Source organism: Kluyvera sp. EC_51, from assembly GCF_019584505.1.
Lineage (GTDB): Bacteria > Pseudomonadota > Gammaproteobacteria > Enterobacterales > Enterobacteriaceae > Kluyvera > Kluyvera sichuanensis.
Map to the genome: position 1 here is coordinate 46,616 of NZ_VDAG01000069.1, position 24,067 is coordinate 70,682.

Consider the following 24,067-nt stretch of genomic DNA (forward strand, 5'->3'; position numbering starts at 1 on the left):
TTTGCCTAACGTAGATCCCATAACAAACGTCAGGTTAATCCTCCGAGGAGCCCGCAAAATGACTAATCGTATTCAGCGCCTGAAAGACGCCCTCTTCGCCAACCCGCGCGAAATCTCCCTTGAACGCGCCGTCCTCTACACCGAAAGCCATCGTCAGACCGACGGCGAGCCGGTGCTCATTCGCCGCGCCAAAGCCACCGCCCATATTCTCGATAACGTCGCCATCAGCATTCGTGAAGATGAGTTGATTGCCGGGAACCGCACCATCAAACCACGCGCCGGGATTATGTCGCCGGAGATGGACCCGTACTGGCTGTTAAAAGAGCTGGACCAGTTCCCGACTCGCCCGCAGGACCGCTTCAACATTAGCGATGACGATAAGCGCCTGTACCGCGACGAACTGTTCCCGTACTGGGAAAAGCGCTCGATGAAGGATTTCATCAACGCCCAGATGACCGACGAAGTAAAAGCCGCCGTCAGCACGCAGATTTTCAGCGTCAACCAGACCGACAAAGGCCAGGGCCATATCATTATCGACTACCCGCGTCTGCTGAATAACGGCCTGGACGCGCTGGTTAATGAGATGCACGCCCATCTGCGCGAGCAGCCTGATAACGTCTTTTATCAGGCGGTGCTGATTCTGCTGGAAGCCTCCCAGCGCCACATCCTGCGCTACGCCGCGCTGGCCGACGAGATGGCAAGCGGCTGCAATGACCCGCAGCGTCGTCAGGAGCTGGAAACCATCGCTAGCATCTCGCGCCATAACGCCGCGCAGAAGCCGGAAAACTTCTGGCAGGCCAGCCAGCTGTTCTGGTACATGAACATCATTTTGCAGTATGAGTCGAACGCCAGTTCCATCTCGCTCGGCCGCTTTGACCAGTACATGCTGCCGTTCTGGCAGGCGTCGCTGAACCATGGTGAAGACCCGGCGTTTATGCAGGAATTGCTCGAATCCTTGTGGGTGAAGTGCAACGATATCGTGCTGCTGCGTTCCACCAGTAGCGCCCGCTACTTCGCGGGCTTCCCGACCGGCTACACCGCCCTGCTCGGCGGCCTGACCGAGAACGGTCGCAGCGCGGTGAACATCCTCTCCTTTACCTGTCTGGATGCCTACCAGAACGTGCGCCTGCCGCAGCCGAACCTCGGCGTGCGGGTCAACGAACTGATTGACCGCCCGTTCCTGCGCAAAACCGCCGAAACCGTGCGCCTCGGCACCGGGATTCCGCAGATCTTCAACGATGAAGTGGTGGTGCCCGCGTTCCTCAACCGCGGCGTGTCGCTGGAAGATGCGCGCGACTACGCGGTGGTCGGCTGCGTCGAACTGTCGATTCCAGGGCGCACCTACGGGTTGCACGATATCGCCATGTTCAACCTGTTGAAGGTGATGGAAATCGTCATGCTTGAGCACGAAGGCAATGCGCAACTCACCTACGACGGCCTGCTGACGAGCATTCGCGACAAGATTCGCCACTACATTAAGCTGATGGTGGAAGGCAGCAATATCTGCGATATCGGCCATCGCGACTGGGCGCCGGTGCCGCTGCTCTCCTCGTTTGTTGAAGACTGTATCGCCAACGGCAAAGACATCACCGACGGCGGCGCGCGCTACAATTTCTCCGGCGTACAGGGTATCGGAATCGCCAACCTGAGCGATTCGCTGCATGCGCTGAAAGGAATGGTGTTCGACCAGCAGCGCATGAGCTTCGACGAACTGCTGGCGGTGCTGAAGGCCAACTTCGCCACGCCGGAGGGCGAGAAGGTTCGCGCACGGCTGATTAACCGCTTTGAAAAATACGGTAACGACATTGACGATGTTGATAACATCAGCGCCGATCTGCTGCGTTTTTACTGCAAAGAGGTGGAAAAGTACCGTAACCCGCGCGGCGGCCAGTTTACGCCGGGCTCCTATACCGTTTCCGCCCACGTACCGCTGGGGTCGGTAGTTGGCGCGACGCCGGACGGACGTTTCGCCGGTGAACAGCTGGCGGACGGCGGGCTGTCGCCGATGGTCGGCCAGGACGGTCAGGGGCCAACGGCGGTGCTGAAGTCAGTGAGCAAGCTCGATAACTATCTGCTCTCTAACGGCACGCTGCTGAACGTCAAGTTCACCCCGGCGACGCTGGAGGGGGAAAGCGGTCTCAACAAGCTGGCGGATTTTCTGCACGCCTTTACCAAACTCAAGCTCCAGCATATTCAGTTCAACGTGGTGAACGCCGAAACCCTGCGCGAAGCCCAGCAGCGCCCGCAGGATTTTGCCGGGCTGGTGGTTCGCGTGGCGGGCTACAGCGCCTTCTTTGTCGAACTGTCGAAGGAGATTCAGGATGACATTATCCGCCGCACCGCGCATCAACTGTGAGGTGATTGAGACGCGCGCCGACACGGCGCGCATTTTCAATATCCAGCGCTATTCGCTTAACGACGGTCAGGGCATCCGCACGGTGGTGTTCTTTAAAGGCTGCCCGCATACCTGCCCGTGGTGCGCCAACCCGGAGTCGATGTCGCCGAAAATCGAGACCGTCCGCCGGGAGAGCAAGTGCCTGCACTGCGCCACCTGTTTGCAGGATGCTGAGGAGTGTCCGTCCGGGGCGTGGGAACATATTGGCCGTGACGTGACGCTGGAATCGCTCGAACGGGAAGTGCTCAAAGACGACGTGTTCTTCCGCGCGTCGGGCGGCGGCGTAACGCTTTCCGGCGGCGAAGTGCTGATGCAGGCCGAGTTCGCCACCCGCTTTTTGCAGCGCCTCAAACAGTGGGGCATTCGCACCGCCATTGAAACCGCGGGCGATACCTCCCCTCGCCGCCTGCTGCCGCTGGCGCAGGCGTGCGATGAGGTGCTGTTTGATCTGAAAATCATGGACTGCACGCAGGCGCGTCAGGTGCTCAGCATGAACCAGCCGCGGGTGCTGGAGAACTTTCGCCTGCTGGCGGCGGAAGGCATCAAAGTGATCCCGCGGCTGCCGCTGATCCCCGGTTACACCCTCAGCACCGAGAACGTCGCGCAGATTCTGGCGTTTCTGGCGCCGCTGCCTATTGAGGAAATACATCTGCTGCCGTTCCATCAGTACGGCGAGCCGAAGTATTCCCTGCTGGATCGCGAGTGGGCAATGGCGGGGATAAAAGCGCCGGAGCCCGAGGAGATTGCACCGATTCAGGCGATGGTGGAACAAGCGGGATATCGGGTGGTGATGGGGGGTTAACGATGCCAGACCGCACCGTACAAGTCCCCTCGCCCCTTTGGGGAGAGGGTTAGGGTGAGGGGAACAGGCCAGCACGGTGATAAACCCTCACCCCAGCCCTCTCCCTTAGAAAGGGAGAGGGGGCCGTCCGTGCCAATGCGTTAAACTCTCATTCCACATCCAACAACCACTTCTGCGCCGGGGTCAACCGGCTCGCCGTTTCCGGCGTTAACCAGCGGCGCTGATCCTGCTGCGCGGTATCCGCACGGTCGATATACAACCCGTGAAGTACCCGGCGGCGAGAGCCTTCGCGGTTGGTGGTGCCACCGTGCCAGGCGTGGGCGTTGTAGATCATCACACTGCCTGCTGGCGCCTCAAAAATCACCTCATCCGGGTGCGGCAACCCCACATCCTCCAGCACCTCTTCCGGCAATTCCGGGCGCAGATGGGTTGCCGGAATAATCCGCGGCGCGCCGTTGGCGGCGTAGAGATCGTCAATCGCCCAGATGGTGTTGACCAGGTGAACCTTCGGGAAATCCGGACGCGGCTTTTTCCAGTCAGCGTGTAGCGGCTGATGGCCGCCGTTGTACAGCGCCTCGCGGGCGTTGAGGCTGGAAATTTTAAACTCGCCCTCAAAGATATAGCGGCACGCCGACAAAATCAGCGGATGCGACCACACCTTCTCCCACACCACACCCTTGTTGACGAGGTTCGCCACGCGCGTCGCCGTCTCTTCCTGATGGTGCTCTACCGCCAGGTTCTCCCCTTCTTTCTCCACCAGATAGTCAATGCGCTCGCGCATCGCCGCCAGCCAGTCGGCATCCGCCACGCCGTGGACGATGGTGTAACCCTGAGTATCCAGTTCATGTTTCATTGTCGCTGACAGTTCGCCACTCGCGCCCAGCGCCTCCAGCCAGAATGCCGCTTGCTTGTCCATACCGCCCTCTCTTTTGTTAACCATTTCACAACATGTATGAAAAGTTACTGCACGAGCGGTCGGCATTCTGTATGAGATAGCTACACAACACTGGATTTTTGTGTACAGCAAAATAAAGTGTGATGAGATTCAAAATCCAGAATAATAACCAGGACATGAGCATGTCAGAGCAATCCCTCGTCCCCGTGCTGGAGCAGCTGCTTGCCCGGCAAAGCGACCTTATCGTGCGGTTTCCGCAAACCTCACAGCCCGCGCCGGAGCTGGCGATGAGCGTGTCGTTTCCCCGTCTGGAGATCGTGCTGGAAGGCGAGCTTGCCGACGGTTGCCTGAGCGCGCCGCTCGGCCCGCTGCAGGCGCTCTATCTGCCCGGTGGCCGCTGGAACGCCCCGCAGTGGCAAGGCCCGGCTACCACGCTGAGCATTCTGTTCAGCAAACAGAAGCTCGGCTTCAGCCTGCAGCGGTACGACGGCAAAAAATTTGTGGAAATTCGTAAGCAGCACGTGGCGCGGCTGGGCCCGCGGGTGGGATCGTATCTGCTGCTGGCGATGAACGAACTGGCTATTCGCCCGGTGATGCCCACGGCGCAGATCGTGCTGAGCGGGCTGCTGAGCCACTGTATCGATCAGCTTACCCATCTGGCGGATACGGTGAGCAAAAGCAAAGAGCTGTTTCTCGCCATTCAGGAGTATATCGACGAGCACGCCGCTGAGGCGCTGAGTCGGGAGACGGTGGCGAAGAAGTTCCATATTACGCCGAACTACCTGTCGCATCTGTTTCAGAAGTCCGGCTCGGTGGGATTCAATGAGTATCTGACCGCCGTGCGGCTTGAGCTGGCGAAGAAATTACTGCGTGGGTATGAGATGAAAATCAAAGAGATAGCCCATCACTGCGGCTTTGAAGACAGCAACTACTTCTGCCGAATCTTCCGCAAGCACACGGCGCGTTCGCCGTCAGAGTACCGCCGTCACTGCCGCACGATGTAGCTATTTTTTCGGGCGATATTTTTCCGGCAGCTCCGGCACCGGACGTCGATCGTCAATCAGATGACGGATGGTCAGGATCGGGTGACGCCACAGCATACGCGGGCCAGCCCAGCGCATAATCTGCTTCATCTCTTCGCGTTTGGCGGGCTGATAGCAGTGCACCGGGCACTGCTTACAGGCTGGTTTTTCCTCGCCAAACACACACTTATCCAGTCGTTTATCGGCATAAGCATTCAGCGCCAGGTAGTGCTCTGCATCGTCCTGCGCCTGCGGGCAACGTTGCTGATAAAGCGCAATCATGCTGCGGATGGTCCGTTTCTCACGGTCGATGCGTTTGCCTGCCATAGCCTGTTCCTCACCAATAAAGATGCATTAATAATACACGTTTAATGATGCTTTCGCAGCCGCTTTATGCCTCGTGCTTGTCCACGTGGCCCAGCGGTTTTTCCGGGAAGCAGACGTCGCGCACCCGGCGTTTCAGCTCGGCGGCATCCGGGAAACCCTCGTCGCGCTTGCGATCCCAGATAAGCTCCTCGCCCACGGTAATGGTAAAAATTCCACCGGTACCGGGCACCAGGGTCACCGAGGCGATATCGGTGCTGAAAGTGTGCAACAGCTCCTGCGCCATCCAGCTGGCGCGTAGCATCCAGTTGCACTGGGAACAGTAGGTGACCGTAATGGCGGCTTTCTGCGTCATAACATTCTCACAATGAATTAAAGGACTAATTGTAATCAAATTGTTGCATGCATAGAGATTTATTTGCAAACTTTATTGCAAATGATAATTCCTATCATTACTATTCGCATCACATTAAACGGAGTCGTTCGAAGCGCTTATGGAAAAGCCGACTTCTGGAAGTAGCGAGTGAGCCAATACTAATAACGATGAAAGGCATGGCAACTATGTACAAATCCATTCAATCAGAGGCGTGGTGCAAGAAAAGCCTACTGGTAACCTCTTTGCTTGCAGCGATTTACCAGACTTCCGCCGTTGCGGCTGACACACAGGACAAAACCGCGGCGGTAGACACCGCCGAGCAGATGACCGTCACGGCGCCAGCTCCGGTACTGAAGTCGGGCAATCAGCACGCCATTAGCGCGCAGGAGTTGCAGGACAAAGGGGCCAACGACTTTGGTTCCATCATGCGTTATGAACCTCTGATTGGCGCGACCGGCTCCAGCGGCGGCTCCGGCAACGGCAAAAGCGGCTTCGACCGTGGCGGCTACACCGGCTACAACATTCGCGGGCTCGAGAGTAACCGCGTCGGTATCGACGTGGACGGTATCGCCCAGCCAAACGCCACCGGCCGTAGCTACGTTAGCCGCGCGGGCCAGAACACCTTCGGCATTGGCCGCGACTATATTGACCCGTACATGTACGGCAGCGTCGATATTCAGTCCGGTGCCACCGACACCGAAACCGCCAACTCTTCTATCGGCGGCAACGTCTCCTTCCAGCCGAAATCGGCGGACGACTACCTGCACCCAGGTAAAACCAGCGCCTTTAGCTACCGCAGCGGTTATGACTCCGCTGACCGCAGCTGGCACAACGGCCTGACAGCGGCGGGCGGTGATGAAACCCTGCGCGGGATTTTCGTCTACAGCCGTCGTGATGGTCAGGAGACCACTACCAATAGCTCAAGCGTCGACGCTTTCCCGGCAAACTGGCACTCTGACGCGTTTATGACCTCGGGGATCTGGCAACCAAACGATCAGCATAAACTGACCAGCACCCTCGATTACTACCATAAAACCAACCATACCCATTACGACGTCTGGAACGACAGCGGCAGTAAGACCATTGGTAACGCGCAGCAGACCAGCCAGACCCGTCGCTGGGGGCTGAGCCTGAAAGATGACTGGACGCCGATGAACGACTTCATCGACAGCATGTCCACCAAGGTGTACTACCAGCACACCGAAGCGCACGACCAGACCTACATGCCGGACAGCTTCACCAGCACCATGGAAACGGTCTACTCAAACTACGATACCGATACCTGGGGTATGCAGACGGCATTGGCAAAAACGCTTGGCCGCCACGATCTGAGCGCTGGCTTCAACGCTAGCACCACCAAAACCCAGCGTCCGTTCAGCCAGTCGCCGATCCCGAGCGTCTTCAGCGAGATCATGCAGCCGGAAGCAGACAGCCGTGAATACACGGTAGCCGGCTTCCTGCAGGATCAGATCAACTTCGATCTCGACGGCCATAACGCGGCGGTGATCCCGGGCGTCCGCGTGGTGCATCAGTCCACCAAGCCGGAGAATCTTAGCAGCCTGACCACTAACAGCACGGTGCTGACGGAGTCGTCGGTTTCTAATCTGTATGGCAAAAATTCAGATACTCAGGCGCTGCCGTCGCTGACCTTCCAGTACGACATCACGCCGCGCATGATGACCTATCTGCAGTACAAACGCGGCGCGGAGTTCCCGAACACCAGCCAGCTGTACGGATCATGGAACCTCGGTTCCAGCTACGCGGGCCGCGGCCAATACGCGCTGATCGGCAATACCGATCTGAAAACCGAGACCAGCGACAACTTCGAATGGGGCATGAAGGGCGAGGTGACCGAAGGGATCACCATGCGTACCGCGCTGTTCTACAACAGCTATAAAAACTTTATCGCTTACACCCGTTACACCCGCGCGAACAACCCGGGCCAGTTCACTAACGTACCGTCAAACATCTACACCATTTACCAGGCGGAAAACCGCGATAAAGCCTATATCTACGGCGGTGAGATCAGCGCGAAGTTCAACTTCGGCACCTGGTTTGAACAGGTTGATGGCCTGAGCGCCACCCTGGCTTACGGCTACAGTGAAGGGCAGTCGAAATCCAGCTATAACGGCGACAAATATGTCGACCTCGATAGCGTTGCGCCAATGAAAGCCATCGTCGGCGTGGCGTGGGATGACCCGGCCAAAGTCTACGGTACCGCGCTGACCGCCACCTTCGTGAAAGGCAAACGCGCCACCACCACCAACCGCGAAAGCTACACCAACACCGGCAACACGCTGACGGATTCCACCAAAGAATATATGCGCGTACCTGGCTACGGCATGCTCGACTGGACGGCTTACTGGCGCGTGGCGAAGAACGTCCGTATCAACGGCGGGGTGTATAACCTGACCGACCGTAAATACTGGGACTACCTGAGCAGCCGCAACATTGAAACGTCCACCAACCAGGACGCCAATGATAAATCGCTGGCGGTCATGCCGGGCCGCACCTGGCAGCTGGGCGTTAACGTCGATTTCTGATAACAACATCAATGAAACCTGCCCCCGGCTACTGGCCGGGGTAATTATAAGGAAGAGAGCTATGCAAAACGCACCAACCGAACTGTGGCAGCGCTATCAGGACGTTAAAGCCAACGGTACTGCCAAATACGCTCGCGACATCGCTGCCGTGATGGGCATCAGCGAAGCGGAGCTGACCGAAGCACGCGTCGGCCACGATGCCGTTCGCCTGCAGGATAATGCCCGCGCGATCCTTGCCGCGCTTGAAAACGTGGGCGAAACCAAATGCATCTGCCGCAACGAATATGCGGTTCACGAGCAGGTTGGCGCCTTCACCCACCAGCACCTTGACGGCCATGCAGGCCTGGTACTGAACCCTCGCGCGCTGGACCTGCGTCTGTTCCTGAGCCAATGGGCCAGCGCGTTTCACGTCAACGATCAGGGTCGCGAAAGCATTCAGTTCTTTGACCCGCACGGCGACGCGGTGCTGAAGGTTTATACCACCGATGCCACGGATAGCGCGGCCTGGCAGGGGCTGATTGCTGAACAGACGCAATCAACCCCAACGCCGCTGGCCCTTCGCCCGGTAGAAAATGCCCGCTACGCCGAGACGGCAGACGGTGCGGCGCTGGAAAAAGAGTGGCGCGCAATGACCGACGTGCATCAGTTCTTCGTGCTGCTGCGCAAATACAACCTCTCACGCCAGCAGGCTTTCCGTCTGGTGAGCGATGACCTGGCCTGCCGTATTGACACCGAAGCGCTGCCTCGCCTGCTGGAAACCATCCAACAGGACGGCAACGAATTTATGATTTTCGTCGGCAACCGCGGCTGCGTGCAGATCTTCACCGGCACGCTGGAGAAGCTGACGCCAATGCGCGGCTGGATCAACATCTTCAACAGTACCTTCACCCTGCACCTGCGCGAAGAAACCATCGACGAAGTGTGGGTCACGCGCAAACCGACCGTGGACGGCCACGTCACCAGCGTGGAACTGTTTGCCAAAGACGGCACCCAGATTGCGCAGCTGTACGGCCAGCGTAGCGAAGGCCACCCGGAGCAGACGCAGTGGCGCAACCAGGTAGATAGCCTGACGGCGGAAGGCCAGACCGTATGAAACGCCTGCTGATACTGTTAGCTGCGCTGCCGCTGTTCTCCAGCGCCGCCGAGCGCATTATCACCCTGGGCGGCGACGTCACCGAAATTGTCTACGCGCTGGACGCGCAGTCTCAACTGGTGGCGCGCGATAGCACCAGCACCTGGCCTGCGGCAACCCAGTCGCTGCCGGACGTCGGCTACCTTCGCCAGTTGAGCACCGAAGGCATCCTCTCGCTGCGCCCGACGCTGGTTCTTGCCAGCAGCCAGGCGCAACCGTCGCTGGTGCTGCAAAAGGTGGAAGGCAGCAAGGTTAAGGTGGTGAACGTGCCGGGCGGCTACGACGCCACGGCAATGGATAACAAAGTTCAGGTCATTGCCGATGCGCTGGGCAAGCAGACGCAGGGCGATGCGCTGCGTAAAACGCTGCACGACGATATGTCAAAAATCCCGGCGCAACCGCTGAACAAGCGCATGCTGTTTATTCTCAGCCACGGCGGTTCCGGCGCGCTGGTGGCCGGTCAGCAAACGGCGGCAGACGGCGCCATCAAGCTGGCTGACTTACAGAACGCCATGCAGGGTTTCGACCACTACCGCACCATGTCGCAGGAAGGGGTCATTGCCAGCCTGCCGGATCTGGTGGTGATCTCCGCTGATGGCCTGAAAGGCATGGGCGGCGAAGCCGCGCTGTGGAAGCTGCCGGGGCTGGCGCAGACGCCTGCCGGGCGCAACAAGCAGGTGCTGGTGATTGACGATATGGCGCTGCTAGGCTTCGGCCCGCGCACGCCGCAGGCGCTGCAACAGCTGCGCCAGAAAGCGGAGCAGTTACACTGATGAACGTCACCGCCTCACGCCAGCTGTGGCTGATGGTGCTGCTGCTCGTTGCCCTGACGCTGTTTGCCACCACGCTCGGCGCGATGCGCCTGCCGCTGGCAAGCATCTGGCCGTCGGGCGATGAGGTACTGCGCCATATCTGGCTCACCATCCGCCTGCCCCGCGTCCTGCTGGCGCTGCTGGTTGGCAGCGCGCTGGCGCTCTCCGGCTGCGTGATGCAGGGGCTGTTTCGCAACCCGCTGGCGGACCCGGGTCTGCTCGGGATCAGCAGCGGCGCAGCGCTGGCGGTTTCATTCTGGGTGGTGCTGCCGATTTCGGTACCGGTGCTGGTGGCGCTCTACGCGCCGATGCTGGCGGCGTTTATCGGCAGCCTGGCGGTGATGGCGGTGATTTTTGTCCTCAGCAAAGCGGGGGACGGTTCGCTCTCCCGCCTGCTGCTGGTCGGGATTGCGATCAACGCTCTGTGCGGTGCGCTGGTGGGCATGCTGTCATGGATTAGCAACGACACGCAGCTTCGCCAGATGTCGCTCTGGGGCATGGGCAGCCTGGGGCAGGCCGAGTGGCCAACGCTGCTGGTCGCCGCCACGCTGATTATCCCTGCGTCGCTGGTGGTCTGGTGGACGGCAGCGCGTCTGAATTTGCTTCAGTTGGGTGATGAAGAGGCGCACTACCTCGGCGTTAACGTGCGGGTACTGCAACGGCTGTTGCTATTGTGCAGCGCGGTGCTGGTAGCCGCTTCGGTGGCCATCAGCGGCGTCATTGGTTTTATCGGGCTGGTAGTGCCGCACCTGATGCGAATGTGGCTGGGGCCAGATCACCGGGGGCTTATCCCCGGTTCTTTGCTGGCAGGCGCGATTTTACTGCTGATTGCCGACACCCTCGCCCGCACCATCGCCGCGCCGGCCGAAATGCCGGTTGGACTGCTAACCAGCCTGCTCGGCGCGCCGTGGTTCCTGTGGCTTATTTTCCGCCAGGAGAGGGGGATGCGTGGATAACCAGTATATTGCACGTTCGCTATCGCTGAAGCTCGGTAAACGCCGGGTGATTGATAACGTCTCGCTGGCGCTACAGCCCGGTGAAGTCACGGCGCTGATTGGCCCTAACGGCGCAGGGAAATCGACCCTGCTGCGGCTGCTGACCGGGTTTTTAACCGCCGACAGCGGTGAACAACATATCGAAGGCAAAGCGCTTAGTACCTGGCCCGCCCCCGCCCTCTCCCGCCGCCGCGCGGTGATGCTGCAACGTACGCAGCTCAACGCCAACTGGCCGGTTGAAACGGTAATTGCCATGGGACGTGCGCCGTGGGGAACGCAGGTTGACCCGGCGCTGATTGCGCGAGTGATGGCCGAAACCGGCTGTACGCATCTGGCAGGCCGCCTCTATCCGGCGCTCTCCGGTGGCGAACAGCAGCGCGTACAGCTGGCGCGGAGCCTGGCGCAGTTGTGGGGTGAAGATGGTCCGCAGGGCTGGCTGTTTCTGGATGAACCCACTTCGGCGCTGGATCTTTACTATCAGCAGCATCTGCTGCGGCTGCTAAAAAAGCTGACTCGTCGCGGCAAGCTTCACGTCTGTATCGTGCTGCACGACCTCAACCTCGCCGCGCTGTGGGCCGACTCAATACTGCTACTCCATCAGGGAAAGCTGGTGGCGCAGGGCACACCGCAGGAGGTAATTCAGCAATCGGTGATCCACCGTTGGTACGGCGCGGATATCAGCCTGAGCCAACATCCGGATGCCGATGTACCCCAGGTTTATCTGGCGCCATAACGCGCGACACCACTGCGGATTTCCTGAGATAAAGCGGGTGACCGATGCCACCCGCTCACCTCGGTTACTTCACGGAAATGATAATTCGGCGGTAGGAGGTCAGCGACGGTTTACCGTCATCGGTCACCGCCAGAATCAGATGCTCAGTCCCCGCTCGTTTTGCCGTTACCTCAACCGTCGGATGCCCGTTTTCCCCCATCGTTAACACTGCGGGAGCGTTGAGATTATCTTCCCCACGACGTCCCTGTACATCAGCCACCGCCACCGGCTGAGAACTAGCAGAACCCGCTTCAGGATAAAGGAACCAGTTGTAGCCTAACGCGTTGCCATCCGGGTCTTTGGTACCGTCCGCGCTTACCGTCACCACATCACCTACCCTGGCTGTCAGGTAAACCACATCCTGTCCGCCCTGACCGTTGACCACCACCTGCGGATTATGGTTGGCAGATGCAAAGTCCTTCACGCTCCAGTCCATTCTGGCCGCAAAGTCGTGCTGGAAGGCTTCACGCCAGCGCCAGATAGTGGCCTGATTCGAGGTGTACTGCTTACCGTCAACGCCGGTTACCGTATCCGCCGCATTAGGGTTGCCAGGATAAAAATCACCGCCGCTGGTCCAGATAGGCCGCGTTTCATGCTGCGGCTGGCGCACGATATAGCGCCCGCCCCATCCGCCCCAGCCCGGGTTCATGTCGCCGTTAAGACCGTTGCGAATCAGGTTGAGGAAAGCCGGGGTATCGCCTTCCATAATAAAGAGGTAATGCAGATAGCCTTTCCCCATTGGCCCTTTCGCGCGGATATTTTCATCCAGCCAATGCTGAGACACCGTAGTGAAATCAGCGCCCGGCGCATTACGGTAATACATATCGCCGCTGATACCGGTCCAGGTCGCGCGAGCATAGTCTTCCCCGTTCTGGCTCGATGGATCGACAATATAGGTGATGTCTGGGTAATGTTCACGAACCCAGCTCCCGGCATCATCCTGATCGGAAATGGAGTACACCACCAGATTACGGGTCAGCGCTTGTACCTTTTGCGCTGGCTGCTGGCGAGAGAGATCCTGCAACGCTTGCGCCAGAGTATTCGCACCGCCCCAGAGGTTAATAAACAGCGGGTGCTGCGCGTCTGTACTGCGTTCAATGGCTTTGAGTAACAGGTCGGAACCCGCCGTATTTTTCCCCTCCCCCGTTGCCGCCATGCCATAGCTGGCAAGGCCTGGCGCGACGACCGATTTTAACTGCGCTGACGTCGGGAAACCGGCTGCATGTTTCAACAGGTTAGGTTGCACCTCTGCATAGTGCCCCACCACCAGGTCAATCATATCGGTATGCACTTTTTCACGCTGCCAGGTGGAAGTCGTTGCCACCAGCCCCTCGACGTTCATCTCATTGGAATAGAGTAAAAAACGAGTCAGCGACATCTGGTCATCGGGTTCGTTGCCGATATCCGACAACACGAAAACGCGCGGTTTTGCCTGATACGGCAGCACCTTACCGGCGATCTGCGGGATAGTGGTGTCGGCATGGGTCAGCAGCGGCGTGGCTAACGCCATCATGCCGCTCATTGCCAGTAATACACCTTTCGTTAGCTTGCTCATTCGTTGGTTAATCACGTAAACCTCAATGCGGTGTGTCGGATAGAAAGTACAAACAACATAGTAAACCAAGGAAACAAAGTAAACTGCGCAGGCCGGTTCTGTGATCAAACACACATTGGGATTTTATGATTAAAGGGAAATACGCCCTCGCCGGACGGCGAGGGCGACAGGTTACTTCTGGATTAAATAGCGGATGGTTGGCCCATCCTGCTGGATGTCGAGCACGGTGTAGCCATGATTGCGTGCATCCACCGGGATGTTATTAATCGACTGCGGACAGTCGCTCACCACTTCCAGTATTTCGCCTTTCTTTAACTGCGGCATCGCTTCAAGCGTCGCGACTGCCGGGTACGGACAAGGTTCGCCCACCATATCCAGACGATAGTCCGGGACGATCGTTTTCATACACTCTCCTTCGCAGGAATACTGGTGGAAGCCTGACGGCGGAAGAACCGTTTTTCCCAGCCAAGAATTAACAACAGCGCAATCAGCAACAGGCCATAGGTGACCAGCAGGCCGCCGAGCGGGCCAAACGTGGTCAGCAGGTTAACTTTGTCCCAGCTCGTGGCGAGCGACGGGGAAATGTCGTCCCAGTAGTAGGCCAGAATGGTCGAGCCAATCACGTTGCCGAGCCCTACCCACCAGTAGTGCACTTGCCCTTCAACGGCACGGTACATCCAGCCGGTTTCGCAGCCGCCAGCCAGCACAATGCCGAAGCCAAACAGCAGGCCGCCAATTACCGCATTCGGGCCAGCCCACATAATTTTTGGCGCCACGCCCAGCTGCACGTAGCTGAAGATACCGATGGCGCTTACCGCCATGCCGAAGATAATGGCCTTCGCCATTTGTGTGCGCCCGGTGATCCACAGGTCGCGGAATGCCGACGTAAAGCAGATTTGCGCCCGTTCAATCAGCAAGCCAAAGCCCACGCCGAACAGCATCGCCAGCCCCAGTTTCGGGCTGCCCGCCGCCGTCAGCAGCGCCCAGCCGACCATGCCGATAAACACCAGCATGCCCAAACGGAAGCGGCGGCGCGCCTGCTCAGGGCGCTGCGTCAACGGCGATGCCGCCGAGACTTTGACCATTTTGACCGGAATACGGAAGATAGGCAGCAGCGTGAAGCGTGCGCCAAACCATGAGCCGAGGGCCGTCGCCAGCGCGAAGAACCAGGCGTGCAGCGAGAACTGCGGAATGCCCGTAAAGAAAGCCGCGAGATTACAACCCATTGCCAGACGCGCGCCAAAGCCGGCAATCATGCCGCCGACAATCGCCTGCACAATACGGATGCGGCTTTTCGGCAAACGCAGCTTAACGTTATTGGCCCACAGCGCCGCGGCAAAGCAGCCGCCGAACATGCCGATAATCATCATGCCGTCGATACGCGTCAGCGGTGTGCCGTCGAGGCCAATCAGCTTGTAATAGCCCCAGGTCTCAGTATGTACGCCCGCCAGTTGCAGCAGTTGCCCACCCCAGCGCGTGAACTCGCCCGTCACCGCCCAGAAGGTGCCGGTGATGCCGAAGTAATAGGTGGAGAGAATACCGGCCGCGATTACCGCAGGAACCGGAGACCAGAATTTGATCAGGAAGGTGTGTTTAAATTGTTGCCATGTCATCGATGTTAGCCTCTGAACTCAGAAGGAGCCTTGTACGAAGAACCGCACAAGAGCCGGGGATTATAGCGGCTAACGCTTTCAGGAGAATGACAACCGTCGCAAAAGGTCGGCGAGATCAATTTGCCGACGAGGCCATTTCAGGACGAGGCCCCCTCTTCTGTTTTCCTGTCCTTCAGACTCCGTTATCATGCAGCCTACGTACTCATGAAAAAAGAGGCCGGATTTCATGAGATCCACGGCACCAGATGAGTCCGAACACATTACGCACTCAGTAAAATTCAAGAAAATGGACATCACAAACGGATGAGTACAATCGACAATTTCGACGCACACACGCCGATGATGCAGCAGTATCTGAAGCTGAAAGCGCAGCATCCCGAGATCCTGCTGTTCTACCGCATGGGTGACTTTTACGAGATGTTTTATGACGATGCGAAACGCGCATCGCAGCTGCTCGACATCTCGCTAACCAAACGCGGCGCTTCTGCCGGTGAACCGATTCCGATGGCGGGTATCCCGCACCACGCGGTAGAAAACTACCTCGCCAAACTGGTGAATCAGGGCGAATCCGTCGCCATTTGCGAACAGGTTGGCGACCCGGCCACCAGCAAAGGTCCGGTCGAGCGCAAAGTCGTGCGTATCGTCACGCCGGGTACCATCAGCGATGAAGCGCTGCTGCAGGAGCGCCAGGACAACCTCCTCGCCGCCGTCTGGCAGGACAGCAAAGGCTATGGCTACGCCACGCTGGATATCAGCTCCGGGCGTTTTCGCATCAGCGAACCGGCCGACCGTGAAACCATGGCCGCTGAACTGCAGCGCACGAACCCTGCCGAGCTGCTGTACGCCGAAGACTTTGCCGAGATGGCGCTGATTGAAGGTCGCCGCGGCCTGCGCCGTCGCCCGCTGTGGGAGTTCGAAATCGACACCGCGCGTCAGCAGCTGAATCTGCAATTTGGCACGCGTGACCTGGTTGGCTTTGGCGTTGAAGGCGCACCGCGGGGGCTTTGTGCTGCAGGCTGTCTGCTGCAATACGTGAAGGACACCCAGCGGACCTCGCTGCCGCACATCCGCTCCATCACCATGGATCGCCAGCAGGACAGCATCATTATGGATGCCGCCACGCGCCGTAACCTGGAGATAACCCAGAACCTGGCGGGCGGGCTGGAAAACACCCTTGCCTCCGTGCTCGACTGCACCGTCACGCCGATGGGCAGCCGTATGCTTAAGCGCTGGCTGCATATGCCGGTGCGCGATATCAAAACCCTGACCGAACGTCAGCAGACCATCGGCGCACTACAGGATGTCACCGCCGATCTGCAACCGGTGCTGCGCCAGGTCGGCGACCTGGAACGTATCCTTGCTCGTCTGGCGCTGCGTACCGCCCGCCCGCGCGACCTCGCCCGTATGCGTCACGCCTTCCAGCAATTGCCGGAACTGCGTGCGCAACTGGAAAGCGTCGACAGCGCGCCGGTGCAGATGCTGCGCGAGAAGATGGGCGAGTTCACCGAACTGCGCGAGCTGCTGGAACGGGCGATTATTGATGCTCCGCCGGTGCTGGTGCGCGATGGCGGCGTGATTGCCCCAGGTTACCATGAAGAGCTCGACGAGTGGCGCGCGCTGGCCGATGGCGCGACCGACTACCTCGACCGTCTGGAAATTCGCGAACGCGAGCGTACCGGGCTGGATACGCTGAAGGTGGGGTATAACGCCGTCCACGGTTATTACATTCAGATCAGCCGCGGTCAGAGCCATATGGCGCCAATCAACTACGTGCGCCGCCAGACGCTGAAAAACGCCGAACGCTATATCATCCCTGAGCTGAAAGAGTACGAAGACAAAGTTCTGACCTCGAAAGGTAAGGCACTGGCGCTGGAAAAACAGCTCTATGACGAACTGTTCGACCTGCTGCTGCCGCATCTGGGAGACCTTCAGCAGAGCGCCAGCGCGCTGGCGGAGCTGGACGTGCTGGTGAACCTCGCGGAGCGCGCCTACGCGCTTAACTACACCTGCCCAACGTTTATCGATAAACCTGGCATCCGGATTATCGAAGGCCGCCATCCGGTGGTGGAACAGGTACTGAACGAGCCGTTTATCGCCAACCCGCTGACCCTGTCGCCGCAGCGTCGAATGCTGATCATTACCGGTCCAAACATGGGCGGTAAAAGCACCTATATGCGGCAAACGGCGTTGATTGCACTGCTGGCCTATATCGGTAGCTATGTTCCGGCGCAGAGCGTGGAGATTGGCCCTATCGACCGTATCTTCACCCGCGTGGGCGCGGCGGATGACCTGGCCTCCGGCCGCTCAACCTTTATGGTGGAGATGACCGAAACCGCCAATATTCTGCATAACGCCACCGAAAACAGCCTGGTGCTGATGGACGAGATTGGCCGCGGTACGTCAACCTATGACGGTCTGTCGTTGGCCTGGGCCTGTGCGGAGAATCTGGCGAATAAGATCAAGGCGTTAACGCTGTTTGCGACCCACTACTTCGAGCTGACACAGTTGCCGGAGAAAATGGAAGGCGTGGCGAACGTCCATCTGGATGCGCTGGAGCACGGCGATACCATCGCCTTTATGCACAGCGTGCAGGACGGCGCGGCCAGCAAGAGCTATGGTCTGGCGGTAGCGCAGCTGGCGGGCGTGCCGAAAGAGGTTATCAAGCGTGCGCGTCAGAAGCTACGCGAGCTGGAAAGCATCTCACCAAACGCAGCAGCGACACAGGTCGATGGTACGCAGATGTCGCTATTGTCGGCTCCAGAAGAGGTCTCTCCGGCGGTAGAAGCGCTGGAAGGTCTGGATCCTGACTCGCTGAGCCCGCGTCAGGCACTGGAGTGGATTTATCGTCTGAAGGGAATGGTGTAATTATCCGCGCCGCTTCGCTTATGTTGAAGTGGCGCCTTTATCGCGGTTGAATTTATCGAAAAATAAAAATGTACGCATACGTCAAATGAAAAAAAGCCCTCACCAGTACGGCAAGGGCTTTTAGAATACTACAAACTTCAGGTTTAACATTAATTAACTTACTGAATTATTACTACAATTTATACTGCTTTCAAATGCACCCGTTTACTACAGATAATATTGGGCATTAAAACTTAAAAACCTCCCTCCATTTATCCTGTTGCACATACCGCCAGCCTTATCACGAAATTAAGCATGGCGCCTTAAACAAGTACATTCCCCATCGCGACATATACTCTTTGATGCGTTGCCTTATTACCGTTGCGTTTACCATGATACGATAATCGCAGAAAATCACTTTAAAACAAGACCTTACATCGTCGCGCATACTCTACCATTTTGCGTTCCAGCACAATCACTACGAGGCCTTAAAACATACTGCATCCCAAACTACAAACTTCGTGGCCTTATTTACAAAATGGTTAACCCCAGTACTTCTGAATAAACACTTACTTTTATTGTGCTGTTAATACTTAATCTACGCATTTATCGCACGGTGTCAACACTGTTTTTAAAACCATGGCTATATTTACATATCCTGGAATATTGAGCGTCTCAGAAATAAGAAAAAATCCAGAATATGAGCAGCGTTCCTCGTATAAAAAAACAACAGCAACGAGGCGAAACCCCATCGCTGTTGAGTGCATTAGCGCTTATCTTCCGCCAGCAGCGGTGGAATGCTTGGCACCATTGGCGCGTCATCAATATCTTTCTGCGTCATGCGGAACGCTTCCGGATAATGTTCGCGGCTAGTGCGGCGTAGCGGTTCGGTATCGCGCCAGGTGTACAGGCAATGCTGGCACTGGTATACGGTCCAGACATCTTTTACCGGCGATTTCGCCATCACTTCAATATGTTCATCGGCGCAACGTGGACAAATCATCTTTTCCTCCTTACTTACGATTAGCCAGCATAGCGGTCAGTTTTTCAGACCAGGCCTTGGTTTCAGGTAAATCCTGTACCGGCTGGCTGTAGTGACCACGGTTGTCCGGCGCAACCGGCGTGGTAGCGTCGATAATCAGTTTGTCGGTAATCCCCGCCGGGCTTGAGCCAGGGTCGAGCTCCAGCACCGACATATTCGGCAACTGCACCAGATCGCCCGCCGGGTTCACCTTCGACGACAGCGCCCACATCACCTGCGGCAGGTTGAACGGGTCGACGTCTTCATCGACCATAATCACCATCTTCACGTAGCCCAGACCATGCGGCGTGGTCATGGCACGCAGGCCAACCGCGCGGGCAAAGCCGCCGTAGCGTTTTTTGGTGGAGATGATCGCCAGCAGGCCGTGGGTATACATGGCGTTGACTGCCTGCACTTCCGGGAACTCGGCTTTTAGCTGCTGATACAGCGGTACGCAGGTGGCCGGGCCCATCAGGTAGTCAATTTCAGTCCATGGCATGCCGAGGTAGAGGGATTCAAAAATCGGCTTCGTGCGATAAGAGACCTTATCAATTCGCACTACCGTCATGTTGCGGCCGCCGGAATAGTGGCCGGTAAACTCACCGAACGGGCCTTCGATTTCGCGCTTACGCCCTTCGATAACCCCTTCAATGATCACCTCAGAGCCCCACGGCACATCAAAACCGGTCAGCGGCGCGGTGGCAATCGGGTACGGGCTTTCGCGCAGCGCACCGGCCATCTCATATTCGGACTGATCGTATTTCAGCGGTGTGGCGCCCATCAGGGTAATAATCGGATCGTTACCAAGGGTGATAGCAATCGGCAGGTCTTCACCGCGCTCTTCCGCTTTATGCAGGTGCAGCGCGATATCGTGCATGGGAACAGGCTGCAGGCCGAGCTTACGCTTGCCCTTCACTTCCATACGGTAGATGCCGACGTTCTGCTTGCCGAAGTTGTCCGGGTCCAGCGGGTCGCGAGAAACGACGCATGCTTTGTCGAGGTAGAAACCGCCGTCACCATCGTTCAGGCGGAACAGCGGCAGGATATCGAACAGGTTAATATCGTCACCATCAACGGTATTTTCCGCCCACGCCGGGTTAGCACGACGCTCCGGTGTAATCGGGAACTTGTCCCAGCGGCGAATAAACTCATCAATCTGTTTTTTCACCGGCGTATTCATCGGCAGGCCTAGCGAAATCGCATGGTTCTGCCAGGAGCCGATGGTGTTCATCACCACGCGGGCATCGGTAAAGCCGCGGATATTGTCAAACCATACGGCTGGCGCACCGTCGCCAATACGTCCTGTCGCATTGGCCGCGGCCGCCAGATCCGGTTCGGCGTTTACCTCTTCACTGATTTTGAGCAGCTGCCCCTGGTCTTCCAGCGCCTGCAAAAAACCGCGTAAGTCATCAAAAGCCATTATGCATTCTCCTGTGAAAGTTGTTTCGTCGCCGGTAACCCCTGCCAGCGGCGCGCTTTATCGTGTTTGAGGCCGAACTGATCGAGCACTCGCGTCACCACATGCTGAACAATGTCGTCTACCGTTTCCGGGTGGTTATAAAAAGCCGGCATCGGGGGCACCATCGCCACGCCCATGCGGGAAAGCGCCAGCATATTTTCCAGATGAATAGTGCTGAGCGGCATTTCGCGCGGCACCAGCACCAGCTTGCGCCCCTCTTTCATCACCACGTCGGCAGCGCGCCCGACCAGCCCTTCGGCATAGCCTGCCCGGATACCGGCCAGCGTTTTCATACTGCACGGGATAATAATCATGCCGTCGGTCTGAAAAGATCCGGAGGAGATGGTCGCCGCCTGATCCGCCGGGCTGTGGCTGAAATCGGCCATGGCCGCGACGTCGCGCGCGCTCCACGGCGTTTCCAGTTCGATGGTGGTCTTTGCCCATTTCGACATAACCAGATGCGTCTCCACCTCAGGCATCTCGCGCAGCGCCTGGAGAAGCGCAACGCCCAGCGGTGCCCCGGTCGCGCCCGTCATGCCAATAATCAGTCTCATCACTCACCCCAATTTCATTCGTATACGAACAATATATTTCAACTTACTCCTGTCGAATGAGGCTGACAAGACGGTTCGTCTTTGCTCGCATTTTTTGTTCAAATTGCCGGGAACGGCTATCATAGGCACCCGCACCCCGCAGGAGAGCCATCATGAAAATCAAAAACGAAGCGTTCCACCTACTTCGCCATCTTTTTCAGCAGCATACTTCGCGCTGGCAGCAGGAATTACCCGAACTGACCAAGCCACAGTATGCGGTGATGCGCTCGATTGCTGAAAGCCCAGGCATTGAACAGGTGGCGTTAACCAGCGTGGCGGTCAGCACCAAGGCCACGCTCGCCGAGATGCTCAGCCGGATGGAGCTCAAAGGGCTGGTGAGACGCGAGCACGACCCTGACGATAAACGTCGCCGGTTTGTTTTTCTAACCCAGGAAGGTGAAGCGCTGCTGGCAGCTAGCCAGCCGGTGGGAAATCGCGTCGATAACGAATTTTTGCAGCGTTTAACGCCCGAAGAACGCGAGCAGTTTACGCACCTGGTGCGTAAGATGATGGAATAGCGCGGAAAAAAGGCAAAGAAAAAGGCCAGCATTGCTGCTGACCTCTTTGAACAAAACTTTATTACTCGCGGAACAGCGCTTCGATATTCAGCCCCTGAGTCTGCAGAATTTCGCGCAGACGACGCAGACCTTCAACCTGAATCTGACGCACGCGCTCGCGGGTCAGGCCAATCTCGCGACCGACATCTTCCAGCGTAGCTGCTTCATACCCCAACAGACCAAAACGACGCGCCAGCACTTCTCGTTGTTTGGCGTTCAGCTCGAACAGCCATTTCACGATGCTTTGCTTCATGTCATCGTCCTGCGTGGTGTCTTCCGGGCCGTTTTCATTTTCATCGGCCAGGATGTCCAGCAGCGCTTTCTCAGAATCCCCGCCCAGCGGCGTATCAACTGAGGTGATGCGTTCATTGAGACGCAGCATACGGCTTACGTCATCAACCGGTTTATCCAGCTGTTCGGCAATCTCTTCCGCACTCGGTTCGTGATCCAGCTTGTGCGACAGTTCACGCGCGGTACGCAGATAAACGTTCAGCTCTTTAACAATATGGATTGGCAGACGAATAGTACGGGTTTGGTTCATGATAGCCCGTTCAATAGTCTGACGGATCCACCAGGTGGCGTAGGTTGAAAAACGGAACCCACGTTCTGGGTCGAACTTCTCTACGGCACGAATCAGCCCCAGATTGCCCTCTTCGATAAGATCCAGCAGCGCCAGACCACGATTGCCGTAACGGCGGGCAATTTTCACCACCAGACGGAGGTTGCTTTCAATCATCCGACGGCGTGAGGCTACATCGCCACGCAGAGCACGACGAGCAAAATAGACTTCTTCTTCAGCGGTCAATAACGGAGAATAGCCGATCTCGCCTAAGTAAAGCTGAGTCGCATCGAGTACACGTTGAGTGGCACCCTGCGATAAGAGCTCTTCTTCCGCGAGTTCGTTGTCACTGGGTTCCTCTTCACTCAAGGCTTTCTCATCGAAAACCTCTACTCCATTCTCATCAAATTCCGCGTCTTCATTTAAATCATGAACTTTCAGCGTATTCTGACTCATTAAGGTGACTCCTACCCGTGATCCCCAGGCAATGCACCTTAGCATGTTACTTTTCAGGCGGCTCCAGCATCGGCCAGCGTCGCCTGAAAGCGTTCATGTGAAGGACTTTGCCGAATTATCGCTGCGGTAAATACTGCAGCGGGTTGACGGATTTCCCCTTGTAACGAATTTCAAAATGCAAACGTGTTGAACTGGTTCCGGTGCTACCCATGGTAGCGATTTTCTGCCCCGCTTTTACGTCCTGTTGTTCCCGGACCAGCATCGTATCGTTATGAGCGTAGGCACTCAGGTAATCATCGTTGTGTTTGATGATAATAAGATTACCGTAACCGCGCAGTGCGTTACCGGCATAGACGACGCGCCCATCGGCGGTTGCGACGATTGCCTGTCCTTTACTGCCCGCAATATCGATGCCTTTGTTGCCACCGTCGGTGCCGCTAAAGTTTTCGATAATCTTGCCGTCAGTTGGCCAGCGCCATGATGAGATTGGCGAACTGGTTGAAGTACTGCTGGCAGTCGGTACGGTTGTGCTCGCAGTTGGTGCCGTTACAGGCGCTGTGACGGTGCTCGTCGCAGGCTTGTTATTAGGCAACATTTTGTTAGCACTTTGTTCACCTGAATCCTCAGAATACGTAATTGTCGTGGTCGACGCAACAGGTGCGGTTGATTTTTGTGCAGGTTTTGAGACTAATCCGGAACTTCCGCTGCTGGCCTGTGAGCTGGCTATCGCCACCGGGTTATTGCCGGTGATCGGCTGCCCGGAAGCGTTACCCACCTGCAGCACCTGACCAACGTTCAACGCGTAAGGCGCGGCCACGTTGTTGCGCTGGGCAAGGTCACGGAAATCATTGCCGGTGACCCAGGCAATGTAAAACAGCGTATCGCCGTGCTTCACCGTATAGGTGCTGCCGCCAGCATAGCTGCCTTTTGGAATATTACCGTATTTACGGTTGTAAACGATGTGGCCGTTCTCCATCTGTACCGGCTGCTCAGCAACGGGCTGAGCAATGCGCGGCTGGGTTTGAACGGGCTGCGTCTGAACCGGCTGTACCGGTTGAATCTGAGGAGTCGACTGCGCCGTGCTGCCCATTTTCGGCGGCGGCGTAATTAACATGCCGGAACTCGTGCTGCTGGAACCGTTACTGTTCACGGAGCTGACTGGCGCTGGGGCATTATTCGATGATGTACAACCGGCCAGCCAAAGTGAAGCCAGTGATAATGCCACAATACGATTAACGGTAAATTTAGGGCTTCCCGCGCTCATTTATCCCCCAGGAATAGGTTAACTGCCAGTGACTGAATACCGCGCAACGCACGTGCTGAACACTGGAAAACGTGTCCA

At 57.4% G+C, this 24,067-nt stretch carries 21 protein-coding genes; 10 read left to right on the forward strand and 11 right to left on the reverse strand.

Annotation, left to right across the window (positions count from 1 at the left end; genetic code table 11):
* The first annotated feature begins 58 nt into the window (after window positions 1-58).
* The gene (locus tag FHC49_RS12545; RefSeq protein WP_220439922.1) at window positions 59-2,356 is read left to right on the forward strand and encodes a formate C-acetyltransferase; all 2,298 of its coding nucleotides are present in this window, start codon (window positions 59-61) and stop codon (window positions 2,354-2,356) included.
* The gene (locus FHC49_RS12550) at window positions 2,322-3,197 is read left to right on the forward strand and encodes a [formate-C-acetyltransferase]-activating enzyme (RefSeq protein WP_220439923.1); all 876 of its coding nucleotides are present in this window, start codon (window positions 2,322-2,324) and stop codon (window positions 3,195-3,197) included. Before FHC49_RS12545 ends, FHC49_RS12550 begins: the two co-directional genes overlap by 35 nt.
* Before the next feature lie 148 nt (window positions 3,198-3,345).
* On the opposite strand, the gene FHC49_RS12555 is transcribed toward FHC49_RS12550, so the two are convergent.
* On the reverse strand, window positions 3,346-4,113 hold the full coding sequence (locus tag FHC49_RS12555) for a phytanoyl-CoA dioxygenase family protein (protein ID WP_185668035.1): 768 nt from the start codon (window positions 4,111-4,113) through the stop codon (window positions 3,346-3,348).
* A gap of 161 nt (window positions 4,114-4,274) precedes the next feature.
* On the opposite strand from FHC49_RS12555, the gene FHC49_RS12560 reads away from it, so the two are divergent.
* Window positions 4,275-5,096, forward strand: a complete 822-nt coding sequence (locus FHC49_RS12560) for a helix-turn-helix transcriptional regulator (protein ID WP_220439924.1) — start codon at window positions 4,275-4,277, stop codon at window positions 5,094-5,096.
* Here the strand turns inward: FHC49_RS12560 and FHC49_RS12565 are convergent, their stop codons facing one another.
* Both FHC49_RS12565 and FHC49_RS12570 read right to left on the reverse strand, forming a co-directional pair.
* The gene (locus FHC49_RS12565) at window positions 5,097-5,441 is read right to left on the reverse strand and encodes a nitrous oxide-stimulated promoter family protein (RefSeq protein ID WP_220439925.1); all 345 of its coding nucleotides are present in this window, start codon (window positions 5,439-5,441) and stop codon (window positions 5,097-5,099) included.
* A gap of 64 nt (window positions 5,442-5,505) precedes the next feature.
* Entirely contained in the window at window positions 5,506-5,793 is a 288-nt protein-coding gene (locus FHC49_RS12570; protein ID WP_185668032.1) for a SelT/SelW/SelH family protein, read from the reverse strand.
* 206 nt (window positions 5,794-5,999) lie between these two features.
* Between FHC49_RS12570 and FHC49_RS12575 the strand changes: the two genes are divergently transcribed.
* The 5 genes from FHC49_RS12575 (at window position 6,000) to FHC49_RS12595 (ending at window position 12,029) form a co-directional block, all read left to right on the forward strand.
* Complete coding sequence (locus FHC49_RS12575) at window positions 6,000-8,357, forward strand: TonB-dependent receptor domain-containing protein (RefSeq protein WP_220439926.1); 2,358 nt, start codon at window positions 6,000-6,002, stop codon at window positions 8,355-8,357.
* Window positions 8,358-8,418: 61 nt separating this feature from the next.
* Window positions 8,419-9,450, forward strand: a complete 1,032-nt coding sequence (locus FHC49_RS12580; RefSeq protein WP_220439927.1) for a hemin-degrading factor — start codon at window positions 8,419-8,421, stop codon at window positions 9,448-9,450.
* A complete protein-coding gene (locus FHC49_RS12585) occupies window positions 9,447-10,262 on the forward strand; it encodes a hemin ABC transporter substrate-binding protein (RefSeq protein ID WP_220439928.1) in 816 nt (271 codons plus the stop codon). Before FHC49_RS12580 ends, FHC49_RS12585 begins: the two co-directional genes overlap by 4 nt.
* Window positions 10,262-11,257 (forward strand): iron ABC transporter permease, encoded by a 996-nt coding sequence (locus FHC49_RS12590; RefSeq protein ID WP_185668028.1) that lies wholly within the window; start codon window positions 10,262-10,264, stop codon window positions 11,255-11,257. The genes FHC49_RS12585 and FHC49_RS12590 overlap by 1 nt, the downstream gene beginning before the upstream one ends.
* Complete coding sequence (locus FHC49_RS12595; protein WP_220439929.1) at window positions 11,250-12,029, forward strand: heme ABC transporter ATP-binding protein; 780 nt, start codon at window positions 11,250-11,252, stop codon at window positions 12,027-12,029. Before FHC49_RS12590 ends, FHC49_RS12595 begins: the two co-directional genes overlap by 8 nt.
* A 64-nt stretch (window positions 12,030-12,093) precedes the next feature.
* Here the strand turns inward: FHC49_RS12595 and FHC49_RS12600 are convergent, their stop codons facing one another.
* The 3 genes from FHC49_RS12600 to yedE form a co-directional block, all read right to left on the reverse strand.
* A complete protein-coding gene (locus tag FHC49_RS12600; protein ID WP_370631764.1) occupies window positions 12,094-13,638 on the reverse strand; it encodes a DUF1593 domain-containing protein in 1,545 nt (514 codons plus the stop codon).
* Between the two features lie 156 nt (window positions 13,639-13,794).
* A complete protein-coding gene (yedF, locus tag FHC49_RS12605) occupies window positions 13,795-14,028 on the reverse strand; it encodes a sulfurtransferase-like selenium metabolism protein YedF (protein ID WP_035892595.1) in 234 nt (77 codons plus the stop codon).
* Complete coding sequence (yedE, locus tag FHC49_RS12610; RefSeq protein ID WP_185668026.1) at window positions 14,025-15,236, reverse strand: selenium metabolism membrane protein YedE/FdhT; 1,212 nt, start codon at window positions 15,234-15,236, stop codon at window positions 14,025-14,027. Before yedE ends, yedF begins: the two co-directional genes overlap by 4 nt.
* Window positions 15,237-15,539: 303 nt before the next feature.
* Here yedE and mutS point away from each other — a divergent pair, with 303 nt between their 5' ends.
* Window positions 15,540-18,101, forward strand: a complete 2,562-nt coding sequence (gene mutS / locus FHC49_RS12615) for a DNA mismatch repair protein MutS (RefSeq protein ID WP_185668025.1) — start codon at window positions 15,540-15,542, stop codon at window positions 18,099-18,101.
* Between the two features lie 745 nt (window positions 18,102-18,846).
* Here the strand turns inward: mutS and FHC49_RS12620 are convergent.
* Genes FHC49_RS12620 through FHC49_RS12630 form a run of 3 tightly spaced genes read right to left on the reverse strand, consistent with a single transcriptional unit; the run spans window position 18,847 to window position 21,114 of the window.
* Entirely contained in the window at window positions 18,847-19,083 is a 237-nt protein-coding gene (locus FHC49_RS12620; RefSeq protein WP_035892892.1) for a non-oxidative hydroxyarylic acid decarboxylases subunit D, read from the reverse strand.
* Window positions 19,084-19,093: 10 nt separating this feature from the next.
* Entirely contained in the window at window positions 19,094-20,521 is a 1,428-nt protein-coding gene (locus FHC49_RS12625; RefSeq protein WP_185668024.1) for a non-oxidative hydroxyarylic acid decarboxylases subunit C, read from the reverse strand.
* Complete coding sequence (locus FHC49_RS12630; protein WP_185668023.1) at window positions 20,521-21,114, reverse strand: non-oxidative hydroxyarylic acid decarboxylases subunit B; 594 nt, start codon at window positions 21,112-21,114, stop codon at window positions 20,521-20,523. The genes FHC49_RS12625 and FHC49_RS12630 overlap by 1 nt, the downstream gene beginning before the upstream one ends.
* 152 nt (window positions 21,115-21,266) lie before the next feature.
* On the opposite strand from FHC49_RS12630, the gene FHC49_RS12635 reads away from it, so the two are divergent.
* Entirely contained in the window at window positions 21,267-21,671 is a 405-nt protein-coding gene (locus tag FHC49_RS12635) for a MarR family winged helix-turn-helix transcriptional regulator (protein ID WP_220439930.1), read from the forward strand.
* A gap of 61 nt (window positions 21,672-21,732) precedes the next feature.
* Here the strand turns inward: FHC49_RS12635 and rpoS are convergent, their stop codons facing one another.
* Both rpoS and nlpD read right to left on the reverse strand, forming a co-directional pair.
* Window positions 21,733-22,725 (reverse strand): RNA polymerase sigma factor RpoS, encoded by a 993-nt coding sequence (gene rpoS / locus FHC49_RS12640; protein ID WP_035892885.1) that lies wholly within the window; start codon window positions 22,723-22,725, stop codon window positions 21,733-21,735.
* A 115-nt stretch (window positions 22,726-22,840) separates the two neighbouring features.
* Window positions 22,841-23,989, reverse strand: a complete 1,149-nt coding sequence (nlpD, locus tag FHC49_RS12645; protein WP_185668021.1) for a murein hydrolase activator NlpD — start codon at window positions 23,987-23,989, stop codon at window positions 22,841-22,843.
* Window positions 23,990-24,067 lie beyond the last annotated feature (78 nt).